General features: G+C 36.8%; 21 protein-coding genes. 5 read left to right on the top strand and 16 right to left on the bottom strand.

Annotated features, from left to right (window positions below; all coding sequences use genetic code 11):
* Nucleotides 1-34: 34 nt before the first annotated feature.
* A complete protein-coding gene (gene nrdF, locus A5816_RS12730; protein WP_002287792.1) occupies nt 35-1,000 on the top strand; it encodes a class 1b ribonucleoside-diphosphate reductase subunit beta in 966 nt (321 codons plus the stop codon).
* A gap of 44 nt (nt 1,001-1,044) precedes the next feature.
* Here nrdF and A5816_RS12725 read toward each other — a convergent pair whose 3' ends face one another.
* The 11 genes from A5816_RS12725 to A5816_RS12675 form a co-directional block, all read right to left on the bottom strand.
* Complete coding sequence (locus tag A5816_RS12725; RefSeq protein WP_086311473.1) at nt 1,045-3,462, bottom strand: polysaccharide lyase 8 family protein; 2,418 nt, start codon at nt 3,460-3,462, stop codon at nt 1,045-1,047.
* Nucleotides 3,463-3,595: 133 nt separating this feature from the next.
* Nucleotides 3,596-4,402 carry a PTS system mannose/fructose/sorbose family transporter subunit IID gene (locus A5816_RS12720; RefSeq protein WP_025478531.1) on the bottom strand — a complete coding sequence of 269 codons (807 nt, stop codon included), beginning with the start codon at nt 4,400-4,402 and terminating at the stop codon, nt 3,596-3,598.
* Nucleotides 4,389-5,186, bottom strand: a complete 798-nt coding sequence (locus A5816_RS12715) for a PTS sugar transporter subunit IIC (RefSeq protein WP_002341162.1) — start codon at nt 5,184-5,186, stop codon at nt 4,389-4,391. Before A5816_RS12715 ends, A5816_RS12720 begins: the two co-directional genes overlap by 14 nt.
* Before the next feature lie 23 nt (nt 5,187-5,209).
* Entirely contained in the window at nt 5,210-6,136 is a 927-nt protein-coding gene (locus A5816_RS12710; protein ID WP_086311472.1) for a PTS mannose/fructose/sorbose transporter subunit IIAB, read from the bottom strand.
* A gap of 211 nt (nt 6,137-6,347) precedes the next feature.
* Nucleotides 6,348-7,037, bottom strand: a complete 690-nt coding sequence (alsE, locus tag A5816_RS12705) for a D-allulose 6-phosphate 3-epimerase (RefSeq protein ID WP_086311471.1) — start codon at nt 7,035-7,037, stop codon at nt 6,348-6,350.
* Between the two features lie 56 nt (nt 7,038-7,093).
* Nucleotides 7,094-8,191, bottom strand: coding sequence for a PTS fructose transporter subunit IIC (locus A5816_RS12700; RefSeq protein ID WP_010732896.1), 1,098 nt, complete (start codon nt 8,189-8,191; stop codon nt 7,094-7,096).
* 20 nt (nt 8,192-8,211) lie between these two features.
* Nucleotides 8,212-8,532: a PTS fructose transporter subunit IIB gene (locus A5816_RS12695; protein ID WP_086311470.1), complete on the bottom strand. Its 321-nt coding sequence runs from the start codon at nt 8,530-8,532 to the stop codon at nt 8,212-8,214.
* Between the two features lie 16 nt (nt 8,533-8,548).
* Nucleotides 8,549-9,001 carry a fructose PTS transporter subunit IIA gene (locus tag A5816_RS12690; RefSeq protein ID WP_002290571.1) on the bottom strand — a complete coding sequence of 151 codons (453 nt, stop codon included), beginning with the start codon at nt 8,999-9,001 and terminating at the stop codon, nt 8,549-8,551.
* Nucleotides 9,002-9,016: 15 nt separating this feature from the next.
* A complete protein-coding gene (locus A5816_RS12685) occupies nt 9,017-9,331 on the bottom strand; it encodes a PTS fructose transporter subunit IIB (protein ID WP_038399099.1) in 315 nt (104 codons plus the stop codon).
* Between the two features lie 13 nt (nt 9,332-9,344).
* Nucleotides 9,345-9,740, bottom strand: coding sequence for a PTS sugar transporter subunit IIA (locus A5816_RS12680; RefSeq protein ID WP_002374866.1), 396 nt, complete (start codon nt 9,738-9,740; stop codon nt 9,345-9,347).
* On the bottom strand, nt 9,730-11,214 hold the full coding sequence (locus A5816_RS12675) for a PRD domain-containing protein (protein ID WP_086311469.1): 1,485 nt from the start codon (nt 11,212-11,214) through the stop codon (nt 9,730-9,732). The genes A5816_RS12680 and A5816_RS12675 overlap by 11 nt, the downstream gene beginning before the upstream one ends.
* A gap of 278 nt (nt 11,215-11,492) precedes the next feature.
* On the opposite strand from A5816_RS12675, the gene A5816_RS12670 reads away from it, so the two are divergent.
* The 3 genes from A5816_RS12670 (at nt 11,493) to A5816_RS12660 (ending at nt 15,293) form a co-directional block, all read left to right on the top strand.
* Nucleotides 11,493-12,200 carry a GntR family transcriptional regulator gene (locus A5816_RS12670; protein ID WP_002290565.1) on the top strand — a complete coding sequence of 236 codons (708 nt, stop codon included), beginning with the start codon at nt 11,493-11,495 and terminating at the stop codon, nt 12,198-12,200.
* A 126-nt stretch (nt 12,201-12,326) separates the two neighbouring features.
* Nucleotides 12,327-13,490, top strand: coding sequence for a glycoside hydrolase family 88 protein (locus A5816_RS12665; protein WP_002374868.1), 1,164 nt, complete (start codon nt 12,327-12,329; stop codon nt 13,488-13,490).
* A gap of 15 nt (nt 13,491-13,505) precedes the next feature.
* Complete coding sequence (locus A5816_RS12660) at nt 13,506-15,293, top strand: beta-galactosidase family protein (RefSeq protein ID WP_086311468.1); 1,788 nt, start codon at nt 13,506-13,508, stop codon at nt 15,291-15,293.
* 126 nt (nt 15,294-15,419) lie between these two features.
* On the opposite strand, the gene A5816_RS12655 is transcribed toward A5816_RS12660, so the two are convergent.
* From A5816_RS12655 to nagB, 5 genes are all read right to left on the bottom strand, one after another.
* Nucleotides 15,420-16,139 carry a hypothetical protein gene (locus A5816_RS12655; RefSeq protein WP_256926095.1) on the bottom strand — a complete coding sequence of 240 codons (720 nt, stop codon included), beginning with the start codon at nt 16,137-16,139 and terminating at the stop codon, nt 15,420-15,422.
* A gap of 100 nt (nt 16,140-16,239) precedes the next feature.
* Nucleotides 16,240-17,976: a DUF2264 domain-containing protein gene (locus A5816_RS12650; protein ID WP_086311467.1), complete on the bottom strand. Its 1,737-nt coding sequence runs from the start codon at nt 17,974-17,976 to the stop codon at nt 16,240-16,242.
* A gap of 379 nt (nt 17,977-18,355) precedes the next feature.
* On the bottom strand, nt 18,356-19,495 hold the full coding sequence (locus tag A5816_RS12645; protein WP_002290560.1) for an AI-2E family transporter: 1,140 nt from the start codon (nt 19,493-19,495) through the stop codon (nt 18,356-18,358).
* Between the two features lie 178 nt (nt 19,496-19,673).
* Nucleotides 19,674-20,387 (bottom strand): MgtC/SapB family protein, encoded by a 714-nt coding sequence (locus A5816_RS12640; RefSeq protein WP_002290559.1) that lies wholly within the window; start codon nt 20,385-20,387, stop codon nt 19,674-19,676.
* A gap of 258 nt (nt 20,388-20,645) precedes the next feature.
* The gene (nagB, locus tag A5816_RS12635; RefSeq protein ID WP_002287787.1) at nt 20,646-21,347 is read right to left on the bottom strand and encodes a glucosamine-6-phosphate deaminase; all 702 of its coding nucleotides are present in this window, start codon (nt 21,345-21,347) and stop codon (nt 20,646-20,648) included.
* Between the two features lie 233 nt (nt 21,348-21,580).
* Between nagB and A5816_RS12630 the strand changes: the two genes are divergently transcribed.
* The gene (locus tag A5816_RS12630; protein WP_086311466.1) at nt 21,581-23,113 is read left to right on the top strand and encodes an ABC-F family ATP-binding cassette domain-containing protein; all 1,533 of its coding nucleotides are present in this window, start codon (nt 21,581-21,583) and stop codon (nt 23,111-23,113) included.
* Nucleotides 23,114-23,150: the final 37 nt, after the last annotated feature.

The raw sequence follows: 23,150 nt of genomic DNA, 5'->3' as shown, positions 1-23,150 counted from the left end.
CGCTTATTCATATTTTAATTAAAGGAGCATTCTCATGTCAGAAACATATTATGAAGCAATAAACTGGAATGAAATTGAAGATATCATTGATAAATCCACTTGGGAGAAGCTGACGGAGCAATTTTGGCTAGATACACGTATCCCACTTTCAAATGACCTAGATGATTGGCGCACATTGTCTCAATTGGAAAAAGATACAGTAGGACATGTATTCGGCGGTTTGACACTGCTGGATACTGTCCAATCTGAAAGCGGCATGGATCAGTTGCGTAAAGATGTCCGCACTCCCCATGAAGAAGCCGTTTTGAACAATATCCAATTCATGGAATCCGTTCATGCCAAAAGTTATTCTTCTATTTTTAGTACACTGAACACGAAAAAAGAAATCGAAGAAATTTTTGACTGGACGAATACGAATCCTTATCTGCAAAAAAAAGCTGAGCGTATCAATGAAATCTACAAACACGGTACACCGCTAGAAAAGAAAATTGCCAGCGTCTTTTTAGAAACATTCTTGTTCTATTCAGGTTTTTATACTCCACTTTATTATTTAGGAAACAACAAATTGGCAAACGTAGCAGAGATCATCAAACTAATCATCCGAGATGAATCGGTACATGGAACCTACATCGGTTACAAATTCCAATTAGGTTTCAACGAATTGCCTGAAGCAGAACAAGAAACGTTGAAAGACTGGATGTACAATCTTCTTTATGAGCTTTATGAAAACGAAGAACGTTATACAGAAGAATTATACGATCCAATCGGTTGGACAGAAGAAGTCAAAACATTCCTACGCTATAATGCCAACAAAGCATTGATGAACCTAGGGATGGATCCACTCTTCCCAGATACTGCCAATGATGTCAACCCAATCGTAATGAACGGGATTTCAACAGGCACAAGCAACCATGACTTCTTCTCACAAGTCGGAAACGGCTATTTGTTAGGTCATGTAGAAGCGATGAAAGATGACGATTATTTGATTGGATTGGAATAAGGAAAAAAATTACGCACAAGAATATTCTATTCTTGTGCGCTTTTTTATTCCACGACAATTTGTTTTTGTGTATCCGATGTTTGCGAAAAATCAATAGTAAAGCGACCCATCTGCTCATCATAGGTAATTCCTTCACTCATGCTTCGAATAGCTTCAAAATCATTTGGTAATTCAATCGTTATTTTCGTCTTTGTATGAGCAAGATCAGCAAACGTATAACTTTTTTCTTGTTCGTTTATTTTCTTTAATACAGAAAGTGGTTTATCTGTTTTTAATCCATCTAATTCTCCACCAGTATTATCCCAAAAATTGATACCCAAATAACCGGATTCTTTTACTTTTACTGCTTGAATTTTTGGAGTATTTTGAAGAATAGTAACTGGTTCTTTTTCTGCATATTCTTTTAATCCTTTTTCGTTCACTCCTGGTAATATCACATATGCATAAGCTTCATTGATTGGATGTTTTCCATGATTGATCAAAAACTTCCGATAACTTCCATGATAAACTTCATCACTAGGAAATGATTCATTGATTTCCCTATAAGTACCTTGCCGTTCTTCACTCATCACTTTTACTGTTTCTTTCTCAGGAAAATAATAACCGATCGATGTTTCTGGTTGACTTGATTGTAACAATAACCATTCTTTTTCACTTTGTTCGGTTGGCTGGGTAACTTCTCCTGTTTCTGTTACAACTTTATAAGTAAACTGATCGTTTAATAAACGATTATCTATAACCGTTTCAATCGACGCATTTGTGTTACCGGTAATTCCCGAACCAAGCGCAATCAATTGATCGTCAAGCACAAACCACGATTTTTTCCCTTTGACATCCATTGGCAAAATTGCCCCATTATTCTTTGTTCCAGTTTTATTTAGAGCCATACCTACCACTGCCTGACCTTCATTTGATACACCGCCAACGGCTTTCTCATTTGATCGCACAGTCGTAAAAGAAGAGATTTCATCTTTTAAAGGGACTGTATCGACCGTTGTTCCTGGCAATCGATAAGGATCGACAGTCGGCCAATAGCTTTTACCGAATTGTACATCATCCTCATTATATAAGTAGACCATCCCATCCGATGTATGCCAGCCACGTTTGTTTTCTTTATTTCCTGCTTCAAAAGAAGAGATACGGTTCGAATACATACTGATTCCTACCATATACTTACTGGTACGCTGAACAAAACGATCCATTTTATGATACATTTTTGTCCCTATGAATGGTAAATCCTTCCCTAAAATCGTCTGGTCTTCTAATAAGGATAGTGTCATGACCAGATCATTATAATCTCTTACATTCGTTATATAATACGAAGGGTTCAATTGCATCCAATATTTGACTGCTTCTTTTAGTTCCTTTTGCTTATCTTCTGGTGCAAATTTTGAAACAATCAATAAATTATACATCGTTGAAGACCCGTATCCTACCTTCGTCTTTGAAGGCGCACGTGAAATAGCGCGTCCATTCACCATGGGAAGCATTTCACCTTGGTAAATCAAAGGAATAAAGGCCTTCTCTACATTTTCTACGAAAGCGTGAATGTCATCAGAAGCTGCTGTATAAGAAGTCCCATCCACAATCGTAAAAATCTGTCCGACTCCTTTGATTAGTACATTCCCGTAAGAACCTGTATAAGGAATATCATTATGCTGGATAAAGGAACCATCTGCGTAAAACCCATCTCCACTTGTCACGAGTTGAAAAACATCTTTGAGCCCATTCACTGCTTGATGGATTTTTGTGGCATCTTTTTGTAAAATACCTACTCCTAAAACAGTCAATGATAAGTCTGTTCGATTGGCACCAGTCGTTGAAAAGTTAGGGATAAATGCAAGGTCTACAAATGAATCTTGTGGTTTAGTATATAATTGCTGGAATGGATCAGGTACATATTGATTTAAAATAGCTGTATATTGTTGGATTTTTTCACTGGATAGCTCTTGGTGCAACAGTAGAAGGATATTCACAAATTTTTGTGGGATACCAATTTGCCAATCCCACCAATTTCCATAATACTTTTTCCCATCATATCCTTTTTTGGTAATCATAAAATCGATTCCCTCTTTAATTGCTGCAGCAACCTCTGGCTGTTGATAAAGTGTTGTCCCTTTTGTTTTATAGGCATAAGTAAGTTTCTGGAGTTTCGTAAATTGTGTCGTCAAATCTGCTGAAGAAGTATTTCCCGATTCAAGTGGCCATAGATAGGTCCGGTCAGGTGATTGATCCAATGTTTGATATAAATTTCCCGCTTCTTTTGATAACGTTTCTATATATGCTCTTAATGACTCATTTTCCGGACTTTCTTTTTCAAAGACAAGTTGACTTTTCCATCGTTCTTCCATCTTTTGAAATTCATCTTCCTCGGCAAAGGTTGATATACTCATTCCAAATAAACTAATTAAACTAAGCATACTCATCAAAAGAATCCTTTTACCCAAACCTTTTTTCTCCATCTTTGCTCCCTCTTTCTCATCAGATTGTATGAATATACAGAGGCTAAAATCACATTTATCTTAGTGAATGAGAAAACCGCTTAGCCTCTACTTTTTGGACAAATGTGTGAACGGACGTATCTCACTTTTCCTTTTAAGCTAAAATACCAACCGCACTTAATGCAATGGAAAGAATCAAAATGATCCAGATTACTCGTGTGGAATTTAATTTCTTTTGTCCCAACATCCAATAAGTTAATAAAACAAGTAACACTGGAACAAGAGAGGGTAAAATAGCGTCTAATGTATCTTGGATAACTAATTCCACACCATCTTTTTTGTAAACAAATGGGACCGTTGCCTTTACCACGGAAGGAATCAAAGCACCAATTACCGTGACACCTAAAACTGTTGCGGCATTAGTGAATGCAGATAATTTGTTTTTCAAAGTTGTGACAAGTTTGACTCCTTGTTTGTATCCTAATGGTAATAACGCAGCCCGTCCAAATAATAAAGCGATATTCGCGATGACCCAAATCACACACCCAACAATTGAGCCGCTTTGAGCTAATGTTCCTGCAATCGAGCCAAAAATCGTTCCCCAAATCACATGGAACAATGAATCACCTACGCCAGCAAGAGAACCCATTAAAGCTGTTTTTAAGGCAATGATTGTGTCTTTTGCTTTGTAACCATCTTCTTCTTCGATTGCCACATCAATCCCCATGATTAAATTTCCGAAAATCGCGTTGGTATTGAAGAATTGATTATGTGTACGCATCATATCCTGTAATTGTGATTCGTCATTACCATAGAATTTTTTCAATACTGGTAATATCCCATATAAATAGCCAGAACTCATCATTCGTTCATAGTTCCAGTTCAGCTGACTTCCTAAAATATAGCGCCAACTAATCGCATTCAGCTCTTGTTTTGTTAATTTCTGGTTATTCATCCCCATCATATCCTCCTTCAAATGTTCCATTATTTGTGGCTGTCACTGTCGGATGTTCTGCTTTTTCACTATCTTTTTTAAATACAATAATTGCAGCAATCACACCGACGATTGAGATACCAAGCATTGGCACTTGTAAATAAGCGGCTAAAAAGAAACCCAATAGTAAATAAGGAATATATTGTTTTGTTGGAAGGTAATGCAACAAGATTCCCACACCAACGACTGGTAACACCCCACCAGCAGTTTTTAGTCCATTCATCAACCATTCTGGTGTATTTTCTGTGATCGTTGAAACAGCAGCATCACCGACTAAAAGCATCAATAAAATCGGAATGGCTCGTGATAATCCCCAAAGAAAAGAGCCAGATAAGACTAATCGCGGTATACGATTGATTTTCATATCATCAATTGCTCTATCTACACGATGCAAGAGATAAACATTACAAAAGCGAGCGACTACATCAAGTTGCAACATCAATAAAGATACTGGAACAGCCAATCCTATACCATACTCTGCACCTTTCCCAGAGATAACCGCAAATACTGTTCCCAAGACGGCTCCTGTGAAATAATCAGGAACTGATGCCCCACCGAAAGCCGCAATCCCTAGTCTCATTAGTTGCAATGTACCTCCAACCATCAATCCTGTTTTTAAGTCTCCCATGATCATTCCTGAAATCATACCTGCGATGGCTGGTTGTGTTAATGTATTTGAAATAAGCGAATCATTGATTGCAATAAAAGCATAAACCGTAATAAGAATAATTTGATACGCTGCTAAGTGCATACTTTCTTCCTCCTCATTTTTGTTTAATTTCTCAGTTTATCCATGAAGTCAATAACTGGATCATTTGGTACCAATTGAGCGGTTACATTTATATCCATTGCTGCAATTGATTCGAACACATCAATTTCTTCTTCTAATACTTTGATACTTTTGGTTATGTCTTTTGACCCCTCTTTATAACTCATATTTCCAACATTTACGTGTGTTAGCTTTCCTCCAGCTTTCAAATAACGTAAGACATCTGTTGGATTTTTGAATACTAGGAATAGACGCTGTTTTCCATACTTTCCTGAACGTATATTTTTCGCAGCAGATTCAACCGGCAAAACTGAAAGTCTCATCGATGTAGGCGCTGCCATTCTTAAGGAAGATTTTTGTAACGAATCTGCTGCTGCTTCATCGTTGATCACAATGATTCGCTGTGTGTGCAAACTGGGCGCCCAGATGCCCGCAACTTGTCCATGAATCAAACGCTCGTCTATCCTGACATTCACGATATTTTCTTTTCCTTTATATGCCTCATACAATTGGCTATTATCCATTGGTAGGCTTGGTTCTTTTTCGATTTCTGTTTGTTCCATTTTTTGCTTCACATCAACAATGCCAGTTGTTGCTGCTTGGATCAATTCTTTTACCGTAGCAGTTGAATTCAACGTTGCTTCTATGACTAATGGTAAAGACATCCCTGCAATAATTTCTACATTTTCTGATTCTAGATAGTTGCTTAATGCTACATTACATGGCGTACCACCTAAAAGATCTGCAATAATCAAGGATGAGCCGTTAAGGGCTTTCATTTTTTTTAATAATTCTTTTTCGAATTGCCGATTGTCCCCATCAGGCGTCAACGCAACGACATGAACATGATCTTGCTTTCCGACGATCATTTCTAGACTTGCCTTGACGCCTTCAGCCATACTGCCATGACTAATCAATATAATATTCTGCATCACTTTTCCTCCCCAAAAATAAAATCTTACTTAACATATTATCTTTTGTACAAGCACACTATAACATAGTTTATCTCATTCGTAAACCTAACATCTTAACATATTATGTTTTTTATTTCTGTACAATTATCTGAAAAGGATCAGCATACAAAAAAGGTAAGAGGCAAAAGTAGCTCTTAAACTTTTGCCTCTTACCTTTTTAACTATTTCCTTACTCTATACTTTTTCCAGTTGTTTCCTCATAGTCTCTTTTCATGATGGCCCATGATGTCTCAATGTCTTCGTCTAAACCAAATAATCCACTACGTCCGATGATATAGATATCTGGTCCGGCATGATCAATTCGCTTAAATGATTTTCGATTCGAAGATCCGTCCATTTCGATCAAATAATGATATCCCTTTTCTTGACGAAGTTTTCTTAAATCAACGATTTTATCTAATGTGCTTTCGATGAAGCGCTGCCCAGCAAAACCGGGATCGACTGTCATGATGGTGATTTTATCCACTAAATCAATATAAGGGAACATTGTTTCAATAGGTGTTTCAGGATTTAATACGACTCCTGCTTTTAACCCTGCATCATGGATCTGATCGATCAATCGAAAGGCTAGCCCGTCTAAACATTCGACATGCATACAAATCCATTCGCATTTTTGTGAAATCAATTGATTCACCCAAAAACTTTGGTCTGTGACCATTAAATGGGCAGACATTGGTAAATGACTGATTTTTCGTACTTCCTCAATGAACCATGGAGACAGTGTCAGATTAGGTACATAATGTCCATCCATGATATCGATATGATAAGAATCGACATGCTGATTCAAAAACTCAATTTGTTCTTTAAATTTATCTAGATCCATCGTCATTAAAGACGGTGAGAACAAAACTTTACTCATATATAAGACTCCTTTATTTAAAAATCAATGCTTGAATCCCCGACTAAATGAAGGATTTAGAAAATCTGAATGTCCCCCAAGTCAATATCTTCTTCTTCCTTTTCCACTACGGATTCGACTTCTTTCCCCACATCTTTTTTGATAATTGCCAAAACAACGGCTGTCACAAGAACATTCACTAAGATTGCTATCACGCCTGCCCAAGGTCTGGACATCGTCGGAATCATCAATACACCGCCAAAGGGGACTGTTGCATCGGCGCCTAGGATCATTGTCGTTGCACCACCAGCAAATCCGCCAATGGCCGTAGCAACCACGCCTCGAACGATATCATTCATCACTAGTGGGATCACACCTTCGACAATATTGATCACACCCATTGGAACAGCTGATTTCAATGTTTCGACTTCCACTTTTGTATAGATGTTTTTCCGAAATATTTTTGCGACAAAGTAAGCTAATCCAAAACCGATAGGCGTCGCCGTATTCACCAATTGGAGGGCTGTAATTGGCCCATTGATTCCTTCTGCTTGCATTGTGAGAACAAAAGCAAAAACCGTTTTGTTAATTGGCCCACCATAATCAACGCCACTTAGTAAGCCGATCACACCGCCAAAAATCAACAAGGACGAATTACCTAATCCATCTAAGAAATTCGTAAGAATAGACGTAAACAAGGCAACAGGGGTTCCAATGATATAGACCATGATTAACCCACCTAGGATGGAAGCAACAAAGGGAATAATCAATGTTGGCATCAGTCCTTTTGCCCAATTTGGGACTTTCACATGGTTTAAAATAGCTAACACGAGAAATCCAGAAAGATAGCCACCTAATATCCCCCCAATAAAACCAGCCCCAATAGCATTCGCTGTCAACCCGATGATGAACCCTGGAGCAATCCCTGGTTTTGCTGCAATAGAATAAGAAATCCCCGTTGCGATGACTACAGGAAGTAACCCTAAACCAGCGCCCCCCATTGTTGCTAAAGCATCAAAAAAAGAAAATTCACCTTGTACCAGTGTTCCTTGACTTGTTCCACCGAACGCCATCCCGATAGCAATCAAGAACCCTGCTCCACAAACGATTGGAATCAAATAAGAAATCGCTGTCAATAAATGTCCCTTTAAATTTAACTTTTTTATCTTTTCCATCTTTTTTTCCCTCCTTATGATCAAACAAGTTGTTTTTCAATTATTTCTTGTGCTTTTTCGATCAGTTTATTGGGTGACTTTACGGCTATTTCAGTGGGGACTTGAATGATACGTTTTCCTTCAAATCGTTCTCTGCCGCTTATTTTCACATCAATTGCCAGAATCACGAGATCTGCTTCTTTTATTTGTTCTGAGGTTAATTCATTTTCTATACCAATCGTTCCTTGCGTTTCGATGTGCATCTCGTGTCCTGCTTTTTTGGCTGCATTTTCTAATTTTTCTTGTGCAATATACGTATGGGCAATCCCAACTGTACATGCGGCTACTCCTATGATCTTCATGTTTTCTTCCTCCTTTTTATGATGCAAATGCTGCGATGACCTCTTTTGTCTCTTTTGCTTTAATCAATTGCTCAACAACTTCATCATTTCCTAGTTTCCTTGCAAATAAAGATAACAACTTCAAGTGAGTTTTAGCCCCTTCATTATCATTACCCACAGCAAACAAAATAATTCCTTTTACCCCTTTACCATCTAATGTTTCCCAAGGGATTTCTCGAGCTGTCACTCCAATTGCTACCCCGATCTTTTTGACAGATGCACTTTTTCCATGAGGAATTGCAATGTAGTTCCCAATACCTGTCTGCCCTTCTTTCTCACGAGCATATATATCTTTCATAAATTCTTTTACATCGGTGATATACGCATTTTCCAACAATATAGTTGCTAATTCTTCAAGTACTTCTTCTTTTGTCGTTCCTGCTAAGTTTGTTTTGATCGTATTCGGATCGATGATGTTTGTTACTTCCATGGCATTTCCACTCCTTCACGCTTGTTTTACGACTTCAACGCCTTTTTCGATTAGTTTATTGGGTGATTTGATGGCGATTTCTGTCGGTACTTGAATGATACGTTTTCCTTCAAATCTTTCTCTGCCACTTATTTTTACATCAATTGCCAGAATCACGAGATCTGCTTCTTTTATTTGTTCTGGGGTTAATTCATTTTCGATACCAATCGTTCCTTGCGTTTCGATGTGCATCTCGTATCCTGCTTTTTTGGCTGCATTTTCTAATTTTTCTTGTGCAATATACGTATGGGCAATCCCAACTGTACATGCGGCTACACCTACAATTTTCATCTTTTGTCTCTCCTTATTTTCTTTTCTTTAATGTTTGAATAAATCTTTCGTCCGCTAAACATCTCATGAAATTCGCTATTTTCTTCTTTTTTTCCGTAGTTTCGTTTGGCGAAAGCAATACAAAAAGAATCAAATCGACTTGTTCGATTGCTTCGTTCCATTGAATACTGGTTTTTTGGGGATACAAAATGATGATTTTTGATTCAGTAATCAACTCATGTTCAATATGAGGAAGAATGATCCCCTCTTCGATTTGAATATTTCCATTTTGTTCACGCATAAGAAAAGCTTCCATCAATATACTTATTTTCTCTTCTTCTCCAGGATAAAGTGAACTTGCTAACCAATGATATGTCTCTCGTTGAGAAGTAACGGATACTTCGATTCTTTCGATGAACTCATCTTTCATTATAGATTTCCCCAATCTTTTTCTGGATTCGTGATTGATCATCTGCTGTTAGCATCGCACTAACAAGTAATGTATGGACTCCTAATCGTGAGTGGATTCCAACAGTTGTCAAAATCAATTCGATGTTCGGATTTTTTTCTAAAGCCGTACGATAGTTTTTTGTCGCAATGACATCTACTATATTTAAATCTGGAAATTTTTTGATGATTTTTGCTTTCAGCAATTCAGAAGTTCCAATACCTGTCGTACACATAATCAAAGTTTGAATCGGTAATTGTTGTGTTTCTAACATCCGTGCGAAATACAACGTTATGAAGCCAATCTCATCTGCATTGATTAGAGGTAATTTGAAGTGCTGACTGACTTCTTTAGATACTTCAGACACACTGTTATAGATTTTTTCATAGGTCAGCTGAATTTGGTCCAACAAGCCATTTTTTACGTGGATACGGTTTTTTAAGCGATTGATCATTGGTTTGATATGATTGGCTAGATCAATAAAAATACTTTCATTTGTCACTTTCATATTGATTCGTTTTCCTACTTCTGTTAAATAGTAAGTAGTGATTTTTTCTACCTCTTCTGGAAATTTTTTTATTTCTTTTGTTGTTTTTTCCATTCTTGAGGAAACTAGATACTGATAGAGATAGTAAGATTCATTCACAGATAACGAAGTTGTAAGATATTTTTCAACATTTTGTATAACGATTTCGGCCGTTTTTTTAATTTGGTTATCTTTTTCAAAGAATTCAATTTGTTCCGTGGTTAGTTCCTCTTCTCTGGCGGGAGCACTCCTTTTCCTTGAGCGACTGATCAAGATATACAGATGTGAAAAAATATTGACATTGTAAGGATAAGGAAGTCCACCTTCTAATATTTTTTCGATTAGCTTTAATTGATCTGAAACGAACAAGACATCGTAACGATTGAAGTTGAACGTTTTCGAAGCATTTATTTCATCGATATCAAGGATATTCATGCGCCAAATAACTTCTGCAAGCCCTCTACGTATATCTTCTTCTAAACCTTTGATGGCTAATGTCCGATTTTTTCGAATCAATTGAAGATCAAACTTCCTCAACTTTTGTGCGATACTTTTCTCATCATTGGAAATTGCCGAATCACCCACCTCGTAGGCATTAAAAAGCTCAGATATCCTGATTGCTCTTGGTGAAGACAGTAAAAGTTCCTCAATTACACGATTCTGACGTTCATTTGGCGATAGACTAATTGATAGATTATTTGTTTCTTTGTTTCGTTCAATAAATTTTTCGTAGTCTAATTTATACCCTTTCCCCTTTTCTGATAAAATCAAGTGACCATTTTGAAATTCTGTATTTATTTTTTTTACTAAGCGGTAGACCGTTTTAGTCGAGGTATCTAATAAATCAGCTAATTCTTCTGAAGTCATGTAATGATTTTGTTTTGACAATAGTAGCACTAATTTATTTTCTCGATTCATTTGACTAGTCATGATCCTTCCCCCTTTGCATCTTTATCATAACCATTTTTACTCCATCTGTTTCACTGAAATTTGTCCATTGCATCAGACATTTTTGTATCCGCTTTCTAGAGTGTGATGTTTTATCCCAATTTTACTTCTATTATTTTTATAAAGTTCCACTAAATTCATCTACCGTCATAATTTTATTTACTTCTGCAATAGCAGACTTCATGGGTTTTAATTGATTTGGATATGTTAACATGTTATCCTATTAGATAATGATGATGAAAGAAAGGAAGACTTCTAGTATGATTCCTAAATACGAGCAAATCAAGCAAGACTTACTTGAAGAAATCAAAAACCACCACTTTATTCCTGGTGATAAATTTTACTCAGAAGCAGATATCAAACGGAAATATTCTGTTAGTTCAATTACTGCAGTCAAGGCTCTCAATGAACTAACTGCTGCAGGCTATCTCTATCGTATCCAAGGAAAAGGAACATTCGTTTCAAAATCAAAAGTTTCTCAAAGTGTGAAATTCTCTGATATCGAACTACATTCTTTAGATAAAGAAAAAGTTAAAGTACTCTCGATTGAGGAAGAAAATGAAATGGATATTTTGAAGGAATTGGGCTTACCAGCAAATGCTTCTTACTATAAAATTAAACGTGTTCGTTTCTTTGAAGACACACCCTTTTTGGTCCACATCACTCACTTACCAAAAAAATTAGTGAAAGAACCAATAGCAAAAGATATTTCTGTCTATTCAAGTATATACGAAAAAGTTCGTAAAGATTTTGGGATTGATCTTTTTTCCCTTGCTTCTGTGGAAACAAATGAAATTGTTTTCCCAGAGCATGCAGAACTACTTAATCTATTGAATCTAAGTTTCCGAGAACCTGTTGTACAACAAATCAAACACTCTTACTTAGCAGATCAAAGTGTGGCAGAATATATCATCAGTTATAAACATTGGAAATATTTTAAAACAAAAATTGAAGTGGAAGCGGAATAGCTTTCACTTTTTTGTTTGCTCTCATCTAATAAACTTTTTTAAATCCTCTTGAATACTCGCTTTTTTTTTCTAAATACGTTATACTACTTTTAAGTTAATATGTTAACATTTTAAGAGGAGGTAGCTATGAATATTCAACAAAAAAAGGAAATGTTGATTGAATTGGGAACATTTGTAGATAAAAATTGGTTGGATGAACAATTTGAATGGTGCATGATGCGTATCAAAAAAAATATGGTTCGTTTCGGGTTAGATTTCCCTTCAGCTTGTGCAACAAACGGAAAATATCGAATCAAAAAAAATGATGATTGGACAAATGGTTTTTGGACGGGAATGCTTTGGTTATCTTATGAATGGACAAAAGAAGAGAAATTTCTAGTACGTGCAATGGAAAATATCCATAGCTTTCAAAAACGCTTAGACCAACACTTCGTCCTTGATCATCATGATATCGGTTTTCTTTATAGTTTATCCGCTGGAGCCGGGTATAAAGTCGTGGATAGTCAGTTGTGTAAAGAATCGCTCTTACAAGCTGCAAATATTTTAGTGGCAAGATTTCAGAACAAAGGGAATTTTATTCAAGCTTGGGGAGCATCCGGTGATCCTCTCGAATACCGTTTGATTATTGATTCTTTGATCAACCTTCCTTTGTTGTTCCAAGCATGTACGCTTTCTAATGACCCACATTATAAAGAAGTGGCTTTCAAGCATTACCAGACATTGTTGCATACCGTGATTCGTGAAGATGCCACGACTTTCCATACCTATTACTTTGACTCAAACACAGGAGTTCCAACACATGGTGCAACGCATCAAGGTCATAGTGATGAGTCGATCTGGGCTAGAGGGCAAAGTTGGGCGATTTTAGGGATTCCACTAAACGAGCGATACTTGCATTCTGTTCCTTTTCCGTTGAACTACAAAGCAATCGTCGATGTTTTCTTAGAACATTTACCTCAAGATCTTGTACCTTACTGGGATTTTGATTTCAATGATGATTTTCCATCAGATAAAGACAGTTCTTCTCTAGCGATTGCTGCATGTGGATTATTAGAAGCAGAAAAAATGGAAGCGTATCCTGAAGCAAAAGAAATAGCAAAAGGAATGATTTATCAATTAGGAACACACTATACTGCTAAAAATGATCCAGAAAATGAAGGAATTCTTTTACATGGCGTTTATGCTCATGCGGAAGGAAAAGGAGTCGATGAGCCAAATCTATGGGGCGACTACTTTTATTTAGAAGCGCTTATGCGTTTAGCAAAACCTGAATGGAACACTTACTGGTAAGGAGAATGAATAGACATGCAAACATTTAAAATAAAAGACGAATTTTTAGTCGACGGTATTCCTACAAAAATCATTAGTGGGGCAATCCATTATTTCAGAATACCCCCTTCTCAATGGGAGCACAGTTTATATAATTTAAAAGCACTAGGAGCAAATACGGTTGAAACTTATATTCCGTGGAATCTTCACGAACCACAAGAAGGTTCCTTTGATTTTTCCGGATTCAAAGATGTCGTTCAATTTGTAAAAATTGCTCAAGAATTAGACTTGATGGTAATTTTACGTCCTTGCGCCTACATTTGCGCTGAATGGGAATTTGGTGGATTACCTGCTTGGTTGTTGAAAGAACCTGATATAAGAGTACGTTCTACCGATCCTCGATTTATGGAAAAATTGAAAAATTATTATCAAGTACTTCTACCAAAACTTGCACCTCTTCAGATCACACAAGGTGGTCCAGTCATCATGATGCAGCTCGAAAATGAATACGGTTCTTACGGAATGGAAAAATCTTATTTACGCCAAACAAAAGAATTGATGCTTGCACATTCGATTAATGTTCCTTTATTTACCTCCGATGGTGCTTGGCTAGAGGTGTTAGATGCTGGTACATTAATTGATGAAGACATTTTTGTGACTGGTAATTTTGGAAGCCACTCAAAAGAAAATGCGCAGGTCTTAAAAGAATTTATGCAGAATCATCAAAAAAATTGGCCGATCATGTGTATGGAGTATTGGGATGGATGGTTTAATCGATGGGGAGAACCTATCATTACACGTGATCCCGAAGAATTAGCAACTGAAGTAAAAAAGATGTTAGAAATTGGTTCCTTGAATCTTTATATGTTCCACGGGGGAACAAATTTTGGTTTTTATAATGGGTGTTCTGCTCGAGGCAATACAGATCTTCCGCAAATCACAAGCTATGATTACGATGCACTATTAAACGAAGCTGGACAACCTACTGAGAAATATTATGCAGTTCAAAGGGTCATCAAAGAAGTTTGTCCATCTGTTTGGCAAGCAGAGCCCCGAACAAAAACGTTAAAAAATCTAGGGACTTATCCGGTAAATAGAAGCGTTTCTCTATTTCATATAAAAGAACAGATCTGTGAAGAAATCAAAACAGATTACCCTTTGACAATGGAACAAGCAAGCAATGGCTACGGCTATTTATTATATTCACTTACCTTAAAAAATTACGGACATAAAAATAAACTACGTTTAATCGAAACAAACGATCGTGCACAAATATATATTGACGGCAAATACGATCAAACGCAAACACAAGAAACACTAGGTGATGAAATGATGATTGAAGGACAAAAAAATCAGCCCACTATCGCATTAGATGTTCTAGTTGAGAATTTAGGAAGAGTCAATTACGGTGCAAAATTGAATAGTCCCTCCCAATCAAAAGGGATTCGCAATGGTGTCATGCAAGATATCCATTTCCATCTTGGATACCGCCATTACCCGTTGACTTTCGAACAAGCTCAACTAGATAAAATCGACTATTCCGCTGGCAAAGACCCATCACAGCCTTCTTTTTATCAATTTGAATTTGATCTTGCTGAAGAAGCAGATACTTATATCGATTGTTCTTTATATGGTAAGGGAGTCGTCATCGTCAACGGATTCAATCTCGGGAGGTACTGGAATCATGGGCCTGTTTTATCACTATATTGTCCAAAAGATGTACTAAAAAAAGGCAGAAATGAAGTGGTTATTTTTGAAACAGAAGGTATATCGATTGATACATTGATTTTTTCAGATCAACCAATAAAAAAAGATTTGTCATGAACGATCCAAAATAATCATCCTGTAAATTAGCTTATACAAAAAGGGAGTCCTACGAAAATCATTGTTCGATTTTCAAAACGGATTCCCTTTTATAGTGAATAGCTTTTCTATCATTATTTCTCTTAATCAAGTACAAGTGATTACTTCTCGTCCGAAAATCTCAATTTGTGTTAATGCTGGGAATGGTGACGTATCTTCTGCTTTTTTCAAATTTTTCAAAGTAACTGAACTCGTCATTTTTTCGGGAAAGTAAAACGATTGAAATTCAAGCGTATCTGTTGTTGCTACTTTTATTGTTTCTCCATCAGAAAAACAAATAGAAACTTCTGTCCAATAGCTATCATGTGGATAATCTCCTCGAAACAAAAGATTTACTCGATCGGTTTGGATTGAGCGTCCAAAGTCGATCGTCAAAGTTGCATCTTTTTGCTGATTGATTCCCCAAGAAGTAAATGGATAGGATCCATGTGAGCGATTACCAAACTTTCCGTCAATCGCATTTTTAGCAAAAAAAGTCACATCATTTGTCGTCTCTACATTAGCATATGCATGTGGATATGCTCCACTGATCAATTTTTGATCATGAGGGTTTGTAGATACATTCCGATAGCTTTCCACTTCAAAATCATAGGCTTTACGAACATATATGTGATGTCTTTTTGAACGAAATCCCGTCTCTACTGAAGATTTCGTTTCTTCTAGCGGAATCACATATTCCCATTTCTTCTCTGGAATATAAAGAAGTGTTGGTGCCAATGTTTCATCTAATTGCACAACAAAATAGTGATCATTTTTCTCTTTCGTTATGACCAGTTTGTCTCCTACTTCATATGTGTGATTTTTGATTGCTCACACTGCTATTTCTTCTCCATTTGCAGAAAATGCGGTTTCTTTTTTCTCGTGATCGATTTTGCCAATAACTACTTGATTATTTTTATTTTTTAGATCAATTTGGATCATTTTTTTCTCCTCCATTTATTATTCCGCCAACTAAACAAATAAAGCGATGGGTACCAGGTTCGATTTTCTTTTTCAAATAGGGAAGATTGGTTCTTGGAAAGAATACAGAAGTATTTGGTTCTAGCACCTGAATCCCTGCTTCTTCATACCCCTCGATTGCAATGATTTGAGACACATGCGTTTCTTTTATTTTTGCACAGTCTTTCGACAAAGTTATTTCTGGTTCTTTTACCAAAAGACTAAATCCGCCTTCTCTTATCTCTAAAGGAATCGTCGTATATATCTCATGGAATCGAACATGCCATTCACCAAATGGGTAAATTTCTGTTTGGATCAGCACGTCTTGGAATGGTTGCCATTCATACATAACAGAAGTCTCTGTTGCTCCACTACTTCGTACCTTTTTCTTTGTCCTGAAATATTCACCGTCTCTTGAAAGAGCTAATGTATTATCAAATGCCCCTTCTTCATATGTGATTCCCGCTTTTGGCACACTAAAGCCAAATTTAGTAGAGTAGACAAACTTACTATACTTCGCTGGGGCATGCGCTTGGCCATCGATCATCAAACCATATGGATAACCAAGTACATGTTTTCCTTCTTTTGCCTGACACAAAAGCATATTTCCATTATCAATCAATCTTTTCTCTTTGGTATTGACTGGTTCAGGTTTGGCTTTCCAATACGGATGTTCTTTTTTTGTTGCTAGTAATAAAAATACTTTTAATGCCCAATAGGGAGACCCCGGTGCGTTATAGCCTTCTGCCATCACAAGGTTCTCATAATGATACCCAATGGATAGCCGTCCGTCATAAGTAAAGATATCATGTGTCATCCACTGCTTCATATGGTTGGAAAGAAGCGTCTTTATCTGACCCCAAGGGATTGCTTCCACTTCTGCAAAAATCAATGCAGAAAAAAAAGCACCTTGTGCAAATCGATAGATGAGACTTCGTCCATAAGGTAACGCTTCTCCGTCGGAATCGAAATAATAAATATAGTCCTTCGTAAACTCTTTTGCACGATAGATGAATTTTTCTGACCATTCAGGAAAGTCGTCTTTCATTAACTTGGCAAAAATCAATCCATAATAATGAAAAGCAAAAGGAACATAGTAATCTTTTTGCGAAGATTTACCGTCGATATACCAGCCTTTTCCTACATACATCGTATCAATAAAGCGTAATTCTGCTTCTATTTTTTCTTTATCTAATGATTCACCACAATGTTTTAAAGCGATTCGGATCAAAATTTTGAAAAATGTCCAATTATTTTTAGGTATTTTTTTATCTAAGGCTTGTTTTAGCCAATGAATCAACTGTTGTTTGGAAGTGCCTGACAGTTCATCAAAGAAATAGTTTCGATTCAATAACAGATTCAAAGATAACGCTGCCATTTCTACGATATATTGATCATAATCGTTAATATCTCCCCAATAAAATGAATCTTTTGGATTCATCCCTTTCAAGATTTTCTTTCGATAGACGTCTTTCAACTCATCTTTCGTCCCATTATTCATCCAATAAGGTGCCAGTCCCCATAATGGACGAATAAATGCCTCCATCTCTGCTCTCTTCTCGTCATAAACAGCGCCGCTACTCCCTAGACGTACTCCTGGTTTTTCACTATTGAATAGTTCCTGTTTTAAAGGCAGAATCATCTCTTCTAGTGCTTCTTCGAAATCACGCCGCGTCAAAAATAAATTTTGTTTTAATTGATTCATGACAACCCTCCGAATTCTTTTTCTTTAGGATACCATGGTAGAAAATCGGTTTCAGGAGAGACTTCTGAGTGAGATGAAAATGAAATGAGTGAGAAAGCAGAATAGTCAAAACTTAATATGTTAGCACACTTAGTATTGTTTTTTGGGGAAGCATTTCTTGTGATTTCTTCGTTTTACTTACTCTATCTAAAATGAAAGAAATCTAATATACCTTTGAGCCATTTCCAGTAAACAATATTTACCCTATGATTTGCTAATTCGTCCACCCTAACTAGGACGGATCGGTTAGGTTATAAAAAAGCATCAACTGGATCATATAAATAAGAATCTCAACGTACATCTAAATAAAATGAACGCTAAGATCCCTTTTTAAATAGGCTTATTCACTTGTTTCTTCCAGCACTTTTGGACTATCTAACTTTTCAGAAACATGTTCCATTCTTCTCAATAAATAGATTTTCCGAATATTTAATATTATCGTCTTAATCACTGCATATACAGGTATACAAATCAGCATGCCTAATATTCCTGCGACACTTCCTGCTCCAATCAATACCAAGATGATCGTCAGTGGATGGATATTCATTGATTTCCCAAACAACAACGGCTTGATCAAATTTCCATCTAATTGTTGGATCACTAAAATCGACAACGCCATGTACAAAGCTTGAAATGGAGAGATAAACAAACCGACAATGATTGCTGGTACTGCTCCAATAAAAGGGCCGACATATGGGATAATATTCGTGATGCCGCAAATGACCGCAAGCAATAAGCTATAAGGCTGATTGAATATTCTCATTGCCAAAAAGCTCATCACACCAATAATCAAAGCATCTAAGATCGTACTGCTGATATAGGCAGACAATGTTTCATTTAATTCTTTCACTGTTTGGCGCAACTCTTTACGAATCGCTTTCGGAAAGAAATGAGACAACGCATCAATAAATTTGTGTCCATCCTTGAACATAAACAGCAAAATAAATGGAACGGTAAATAACAAAATAAAAAATTGCATCATGAATGAAATGATTTTAGTGACACTTGCAGATAAACTGACCAATATGATATTGAACAAATTACTGAGAGATAAATTCGCTGATGCTAATTGTTCTTCCAAATTGAAATTTTTAAACTCTTCTCGCTGCGCCAATTCATTTAACCATTTGCTTGTTTCATCTGCATAGATTGGCAGGCTCTGAGTCAATTGAATCGTCTGCTCCACTAACTGAGGCACTACATTCATGACAGTCAAAACAACTAAAATGATTACGACCAAAAATGTCAATAAAAATCCAAACACTCTCGGAATCCGATGCTTTTCGAGAAAAACAACGATTGGATCGAACATATAATAGATAAAACCAGCAACAAGCAACGGCAAAAAAATAGCCGAAAGCATTTTCAATATTGGACTAAAAATATTCGGCATTTGTAAAATGAAATACACGCCGACGATCGTGAGTACTAGCTCCACTGTCCAGAAAAATAATTTTGATTGTTTAAAACGTGATTGCATACATCTCCTCCAAGTTCCTTTGATACTTCTATTCTATCATTTAACAAAGAATTACGCGCTGAGATTTTCATTTGCTTAAAAAAAACAAAATAAAAAAGGAAAGGTATTTTACTGATCAGAAGAGTACTTCAAAAAAAACACGATCCGCCCAAAATAAAAATCGTTTTGGGCAGATCGTTTATTGCGCAATACTGACTAAATGCAGCTTTGTGATATTTTTGTGTACAGACAACTCTTCGATCACATCGGCATAAGTGAGTCCTTTAGGAAGATCGATCGTATATATATTTTTATATACACGATAGTCATCAACGAATTTCACATCAAAATTCACATCTTCGATCACGATATTTTTCTCTTCAAAATAATCGGTAAGAAAATCTTTGGTTTCTTTTCTATGGATAAATTGGATTTCTAACTTTTTAGTCGTAGGTACGTGAATCACGCGTTTCACTACTGTGAGTGCAATAGCAATCCCGATAAAACTGATGATCGCAATGGAATAGTAACCCATGCCGATGGCGATCCCTAATCCGGCAATAGCCCATAAAGAAGCGGCAGTCGTAAGTCCCGTCACCGATTGTTTCGTGACGATGATCGTTCCAGCACCTAAGAAACCGACGCCACTTACTACTTGAGCAATCAGCCTTGCTTCATCTGAACGGATCGTTCCAGCAAGCTGTGGATACGCTAAAGCATCTCTTAATGCTCCACTAGCGATCTCGACTTGTATCAATGCAATGATACATGCTCCCATACAAACTAAAATATGTGTACGCATCCCTGCTGGACGATTTTTATATTGTCGCTCAAAACCGATTGCTCCGCCAAATAGCATAGCGATCCCTAAACGTAAAATAATCTCTGGAATTGTCAATACCATATCATTCATCTAAACACCCTCCAGTCCAATATATCATGTCTGAAAGGAGCAGACAAAAAAAGTGCAATTTTTACCTCTTACGAAAAAGAGCGTGGGACAAAAGTAAAGAAAAACTTTTGTCTCACGCTCTAAACATGTGTAAACGGCGGAAGCAGAAGCAACTCCTTCGGAAATAAGCTGAAATTCACAAAAATTTGAAAAGCAATTTTCGTGAATTCCTTCTTATTTCTTGGAGTTAAACGCTTCTGTCCCAGCCTCTTTTGAAAATTACAATTTACTTGCTGCTTCTTCATCGATGATCACAACGACATTGTCGTGGTTTTGCAATACACTTGCTGGTAAATGATTCGTTACAGGTCCTTCAATCATCCCTTTGATTGCATCAGCTTTGCTTTCGCCAAACGCCATCAAGACGATTTCTTTACTTTTCATAATCGAGCCAATTCCCATTGAAACAGCTTTTGTTGGTACATCTTCTGCTTTATCAAAGAATCGTTTGTTTGCATTGATCGTTGATTCTGTCAAATCAACTACTGAAGTTGTTCCGTCAAATGAAGCACCAGGTTCATTGAAACCGATATGTCCATTTTGCCCGATTCCTAAAATTTGGATATCGATTGGATGAGCATCGATGATTTGATCATACTTTTTGCATGCTGCTTCCAGATCTTCTGCTTTCCCATCTGGTACAAATGTTTCTTTGAATGGTTTTTTATCAAATAATTGGACATCCATGAAATGGCGGTAGCTTTGTTCATCTGAACCACCTAGTCCAACGTACTCATCTAAGTTTACAGAAGTCATTTCACTGAAATCCAAATCGCTTGAAGTCATTTCTTTATATAAAGTAACTGGTGTGCTTCCTGTTGCCAATCCTAATACTTTTGCACCTTTGTTCATACCTTCTTTGATGATTTCAAATGCTTTTTTTCCGCCTTCTTCAGCGTTTTTTACACGAATGATTTCCATAGTGATTGCTCCTTTGTGTTTTGGTATAGCCCAATTATAGCATTCTTTTTTTCTTTTTACAATAATCAGTATAGACCAAATTCTATTTTTTTCATTTTCTTGACAACAAAAGGGCATCCGTGTTAGGTTTCATAAGATGGTTCAATCAAACAATCCATGTTGCATGAAAACCAAGCAATTGATTCACTGTGGACGCTTTATGTCTGCAGTTTTTTTATGAAAAAGGAGTTATTATGAGTATACTGACATTAAACAACATCACCCAGCAGTTCGGCGATAAAATCCTCTATGAAGGAGTCGATCTGCAATTAAACGCTGGCGAACATCTTGGGCTGATCGGACAAAACGGAGCCGGCAAAAGTACATTGATTAAAATCATCACTGGTGAGATCCTGCCAGATGACGGACAGATCCATTGGCAAAAAAATATTCATAAAGGTTACCTCGATCAATATGTAGAAGTCGATGAAACATTAACGATCGAAGAATTTCTAAAAACTGCGTACGCAAAAGAATACGAAAAGGAAAAAAAAATTGCTTTTCTTTACCAAACATATAGCGAGACCTTCGATGATTCCTTGCTGGAAAAAGCTGGGAAACTCCAAACGGAATTAGACCAAGGAGTGTTTTATCAAATCGACACCTTAGTTGCTGAGATGAGCAGCGGGTTGGGGATCGATGTCTTAGGTTTAGATTCACTGTTGAAAAATCTAAGTGGTGGACAACGTTCAAAGGTGATTTTAGCAAAACTACTTTTAGAAAACCCAGATGTTCTGATCTTAGATGAACCAACCAATCACTTAGATGATCAGCATATCCAATGGCTGACGCAGTTTCTTCAGGATTTTGACGGTGCGTATATCGTGATTTCCCATGATCAAGAATTTCTTGATCAGATCACCACCCATATCGCAGACATCGAGTTTGGAAAGATTACTAAGTATACTGGTCATCTAAAACAAGCATTGAAACAAAAGGAACAAAATCGCGAAAGCTATTTGCGCCAATATCATGCTCAACAAAAACAAATCGAAAAGACCGAAGCTTATATTCGGAAATACAAAGCCGGTTCCCGATCAACAATGGCAAAAAGCCGACAAAAACAATTAGATAAAATCGAACGGCTGACGCCTCCCGCTTCAGCAAGTAAAGCTGTCTTTGATTTTCCATTCTCTCCTATTGTCACGACGTTGGCAGTGGAAACAACTGATTTAGTCATCGGCTATGATCGACCGCTACTTGCACCCATTAATTTGACCATCCGGTTTGGTGAAAATATTGCCATTCGAGGCTTCAACGGGATTGGGAAATCTACTTTGTTAAAAACATTGATTGGTGAGATTGAAAAAATAAGTGGCGATTTCCACTTCCCAGATAACACAAAAATCAATTACTTTTCACAAGATCTATACTGGGAAAATCCATTAGAAACACCACTACAATACTTAAGTAGTCAATTTCCAAAAGCGACTATCAAAGAATTACGTCGCCAATTAGCTAAAGCTGGACTAGTCAATCAATTAGCAAGCGAACCTCTCACTACATTAAGTGGTGGAGAACAAACCAAGGTGAAACTTGCACAGTTGACAATGAACCAAGGTAATTTACTGATTCTCGATGAACCGACGAACCATATTGATCAAGAAACGAAAGAAAGCTTACAAGATGGCATTCAGAAATTTCCAGGAACGGTGATCATCGTCTCTCATGAACAAGAATTTTATCAAGATCTTGTTCAACGAGTCATTGAGATTGAACCGAAATAAATGTTTGATTGAATAGTGGCAAGAAGGAGCTGTGACA

This window comes from Enterococcus sp. 3G1_DIV0629 (genome assembly GCF_002141285.1).
In the GTDB taxonomy this organism is placed as follows: domain Bacteria; phylum Bacillota; class Bacilli; order Lactobacillales; family Enterococcaceae; genus Enterococcus_B; species Enterococcus_B lactis.
The sequence above is the reverse complement of the archived record's forward strand: the minus strand, read 5'-3'. Positions and strand labels throughout refer to the sequence as shown.

What these genes read in the sequence shown, in the direction of transcription:
- A5816_RS12680 (WP_002374866.1), bottom strand. Translation starts at nt 9,740, where the DNA reads ATGAAAGATGAGTTCATCGAAAGAATCGAAGTATCCGTTACTTCTCAA.
- A5816_RS12725 (WP_086311473.1), bottom strand. Translation starts at nt 3,462, where the DNA reads ATGGAGAAAAAAGGTTTGGGTAAAAGGATTCTTTTGATGAGTATGCTT.
- A5816_RS12670 (WP_002290565.1), top strand. Translation starts at nt 11,493, where the DNA reads ATGATTCCTAAATACGAGCAAATCAAGCAAGACTTACTTGAAGAAATC.
- A5816_RS12710 (WP_086311472.1), bottom strand. Translation starts at nt 6,136, where the DNA reads ATGCAGAATATTATATTGATTAGTCATGGCAGTATGGCTGAAGGCGTC.
- A5816_RS12690 (WP_002290571.1), bottom strand. Translation starts at nt 9,001, where the DNA reads ATGGAAGTAACAAACATCATCGATCCGAATACGATCAAAACAAACTTA.
- A5816_RS12685 (WP_038399099.1), bottom strand. Translation starts at nt 9,331, where the DNA reads ATGAAAATTGTAGGTGTAGCCGCATGTACAGTTGGGATTGCCCATACG.
- A5816_RS12650 (WP_086311467.1), bottom strand. Translation starts at nt 17,976, where the DNA reads ATGAATCAATTAAAACAAAATTTATTTTTGACGCGGCGTGATTTCGAA.
- A5816_RS12640 (WP_002290559.1), bottom strand. Translation starts at nt 20,387, where the DNA reads ATGAATGATATGGTATTGACAATTCCAGAGATTATTTTACGTTTAGGG.
- nrdF (WP_002287792.1), top strand. Translation starts at nt 35, where the DNA reads ATGTCAGAAACATATTATGAAGCAATAAACTGGAATGAAATTGAAGAT.
- A5816_RS12660 (WP_086311468.1), top strand. Translation starts at nt 13,506, where the DNA reads ATGCAAACATTTAAAATAAAAGACGAATTTTTAGTCGACGGTATTCCT.
- alsE (WP_086311471.1), bottom strand. Translation starts at nt 7,037, where the DNA reads ATGAGTAAAGTTTTGTTCTCACCGTCTTTAATGACGATGGATCTAGAT.
- A5816_RS12675 (WP_086311469.1), bottom strand. Translation starts at nt 11,214, where the DNA reads ATGACTAGTCAAATGAATCGAGAAAATAAATTAGTGCTACTATTGTCA.
- A5816_RS12720 (WP_025478531.1), bottom strand. Translation starts at nt 4,402, where the DNA reads ATGGGGATGAATAACCAGAAATTAACAAAACAAGAGCTGAATGCGATT.
- A5816_RS12715 (WP_002341162.1), bottom strand. Translation starts at nt 5,186, where the DNA reads ATGCACTTAGCAGCGTATCAAATTATTCTTATTACGGTTTATGCTTTT.
- A5816_RS12645 (WP_002290560.1), bottom strand. Translation starts at nt 19,495, where the DNA reads ATGCAATCACGTTTTAAACAATCAAAATTATTTTTCTGGACAGTGGAG.
- A5816_RS12700 (WP_010732896.1), bottom strand. Translation starts at nt 8,191, where the DNA reads ATGGAAAAGATAAAAAAGTTAAATTTAAAGGGACATTTATTGACAGCG.
- A5816_RS12630 (WP_086311466.1), top strand. Translation starts at nt 21,581, where the DNA reads ATGAGTATACTGACATTAAACAACATCACCCAGCAGTTCGGCGATAAA.
- nagB (WP_002287787.1), bottom strand. Translation starts at nt 21,347, where the DNA reads ATGGAAATCATTCGTGTAAAAAACGCTGAAGAAGGCGGAAAAAAAGCA.
- A5816_RS12695 (WP_086311470.1), bottom strand. Translation starts at nt 8,532, where the DNA reads ATGAAGATCATAGGAGTAGCCGCATGTACAGTTGGGATTGCCCATACG.
- A5816_RS12665 (WP_002374868.1), top strand. Translation starts at nt 12,327, where the DNA reads ATGAATATTCAACAAAAAAAGGAAATGTTGATTGAATTGGGAACATTT.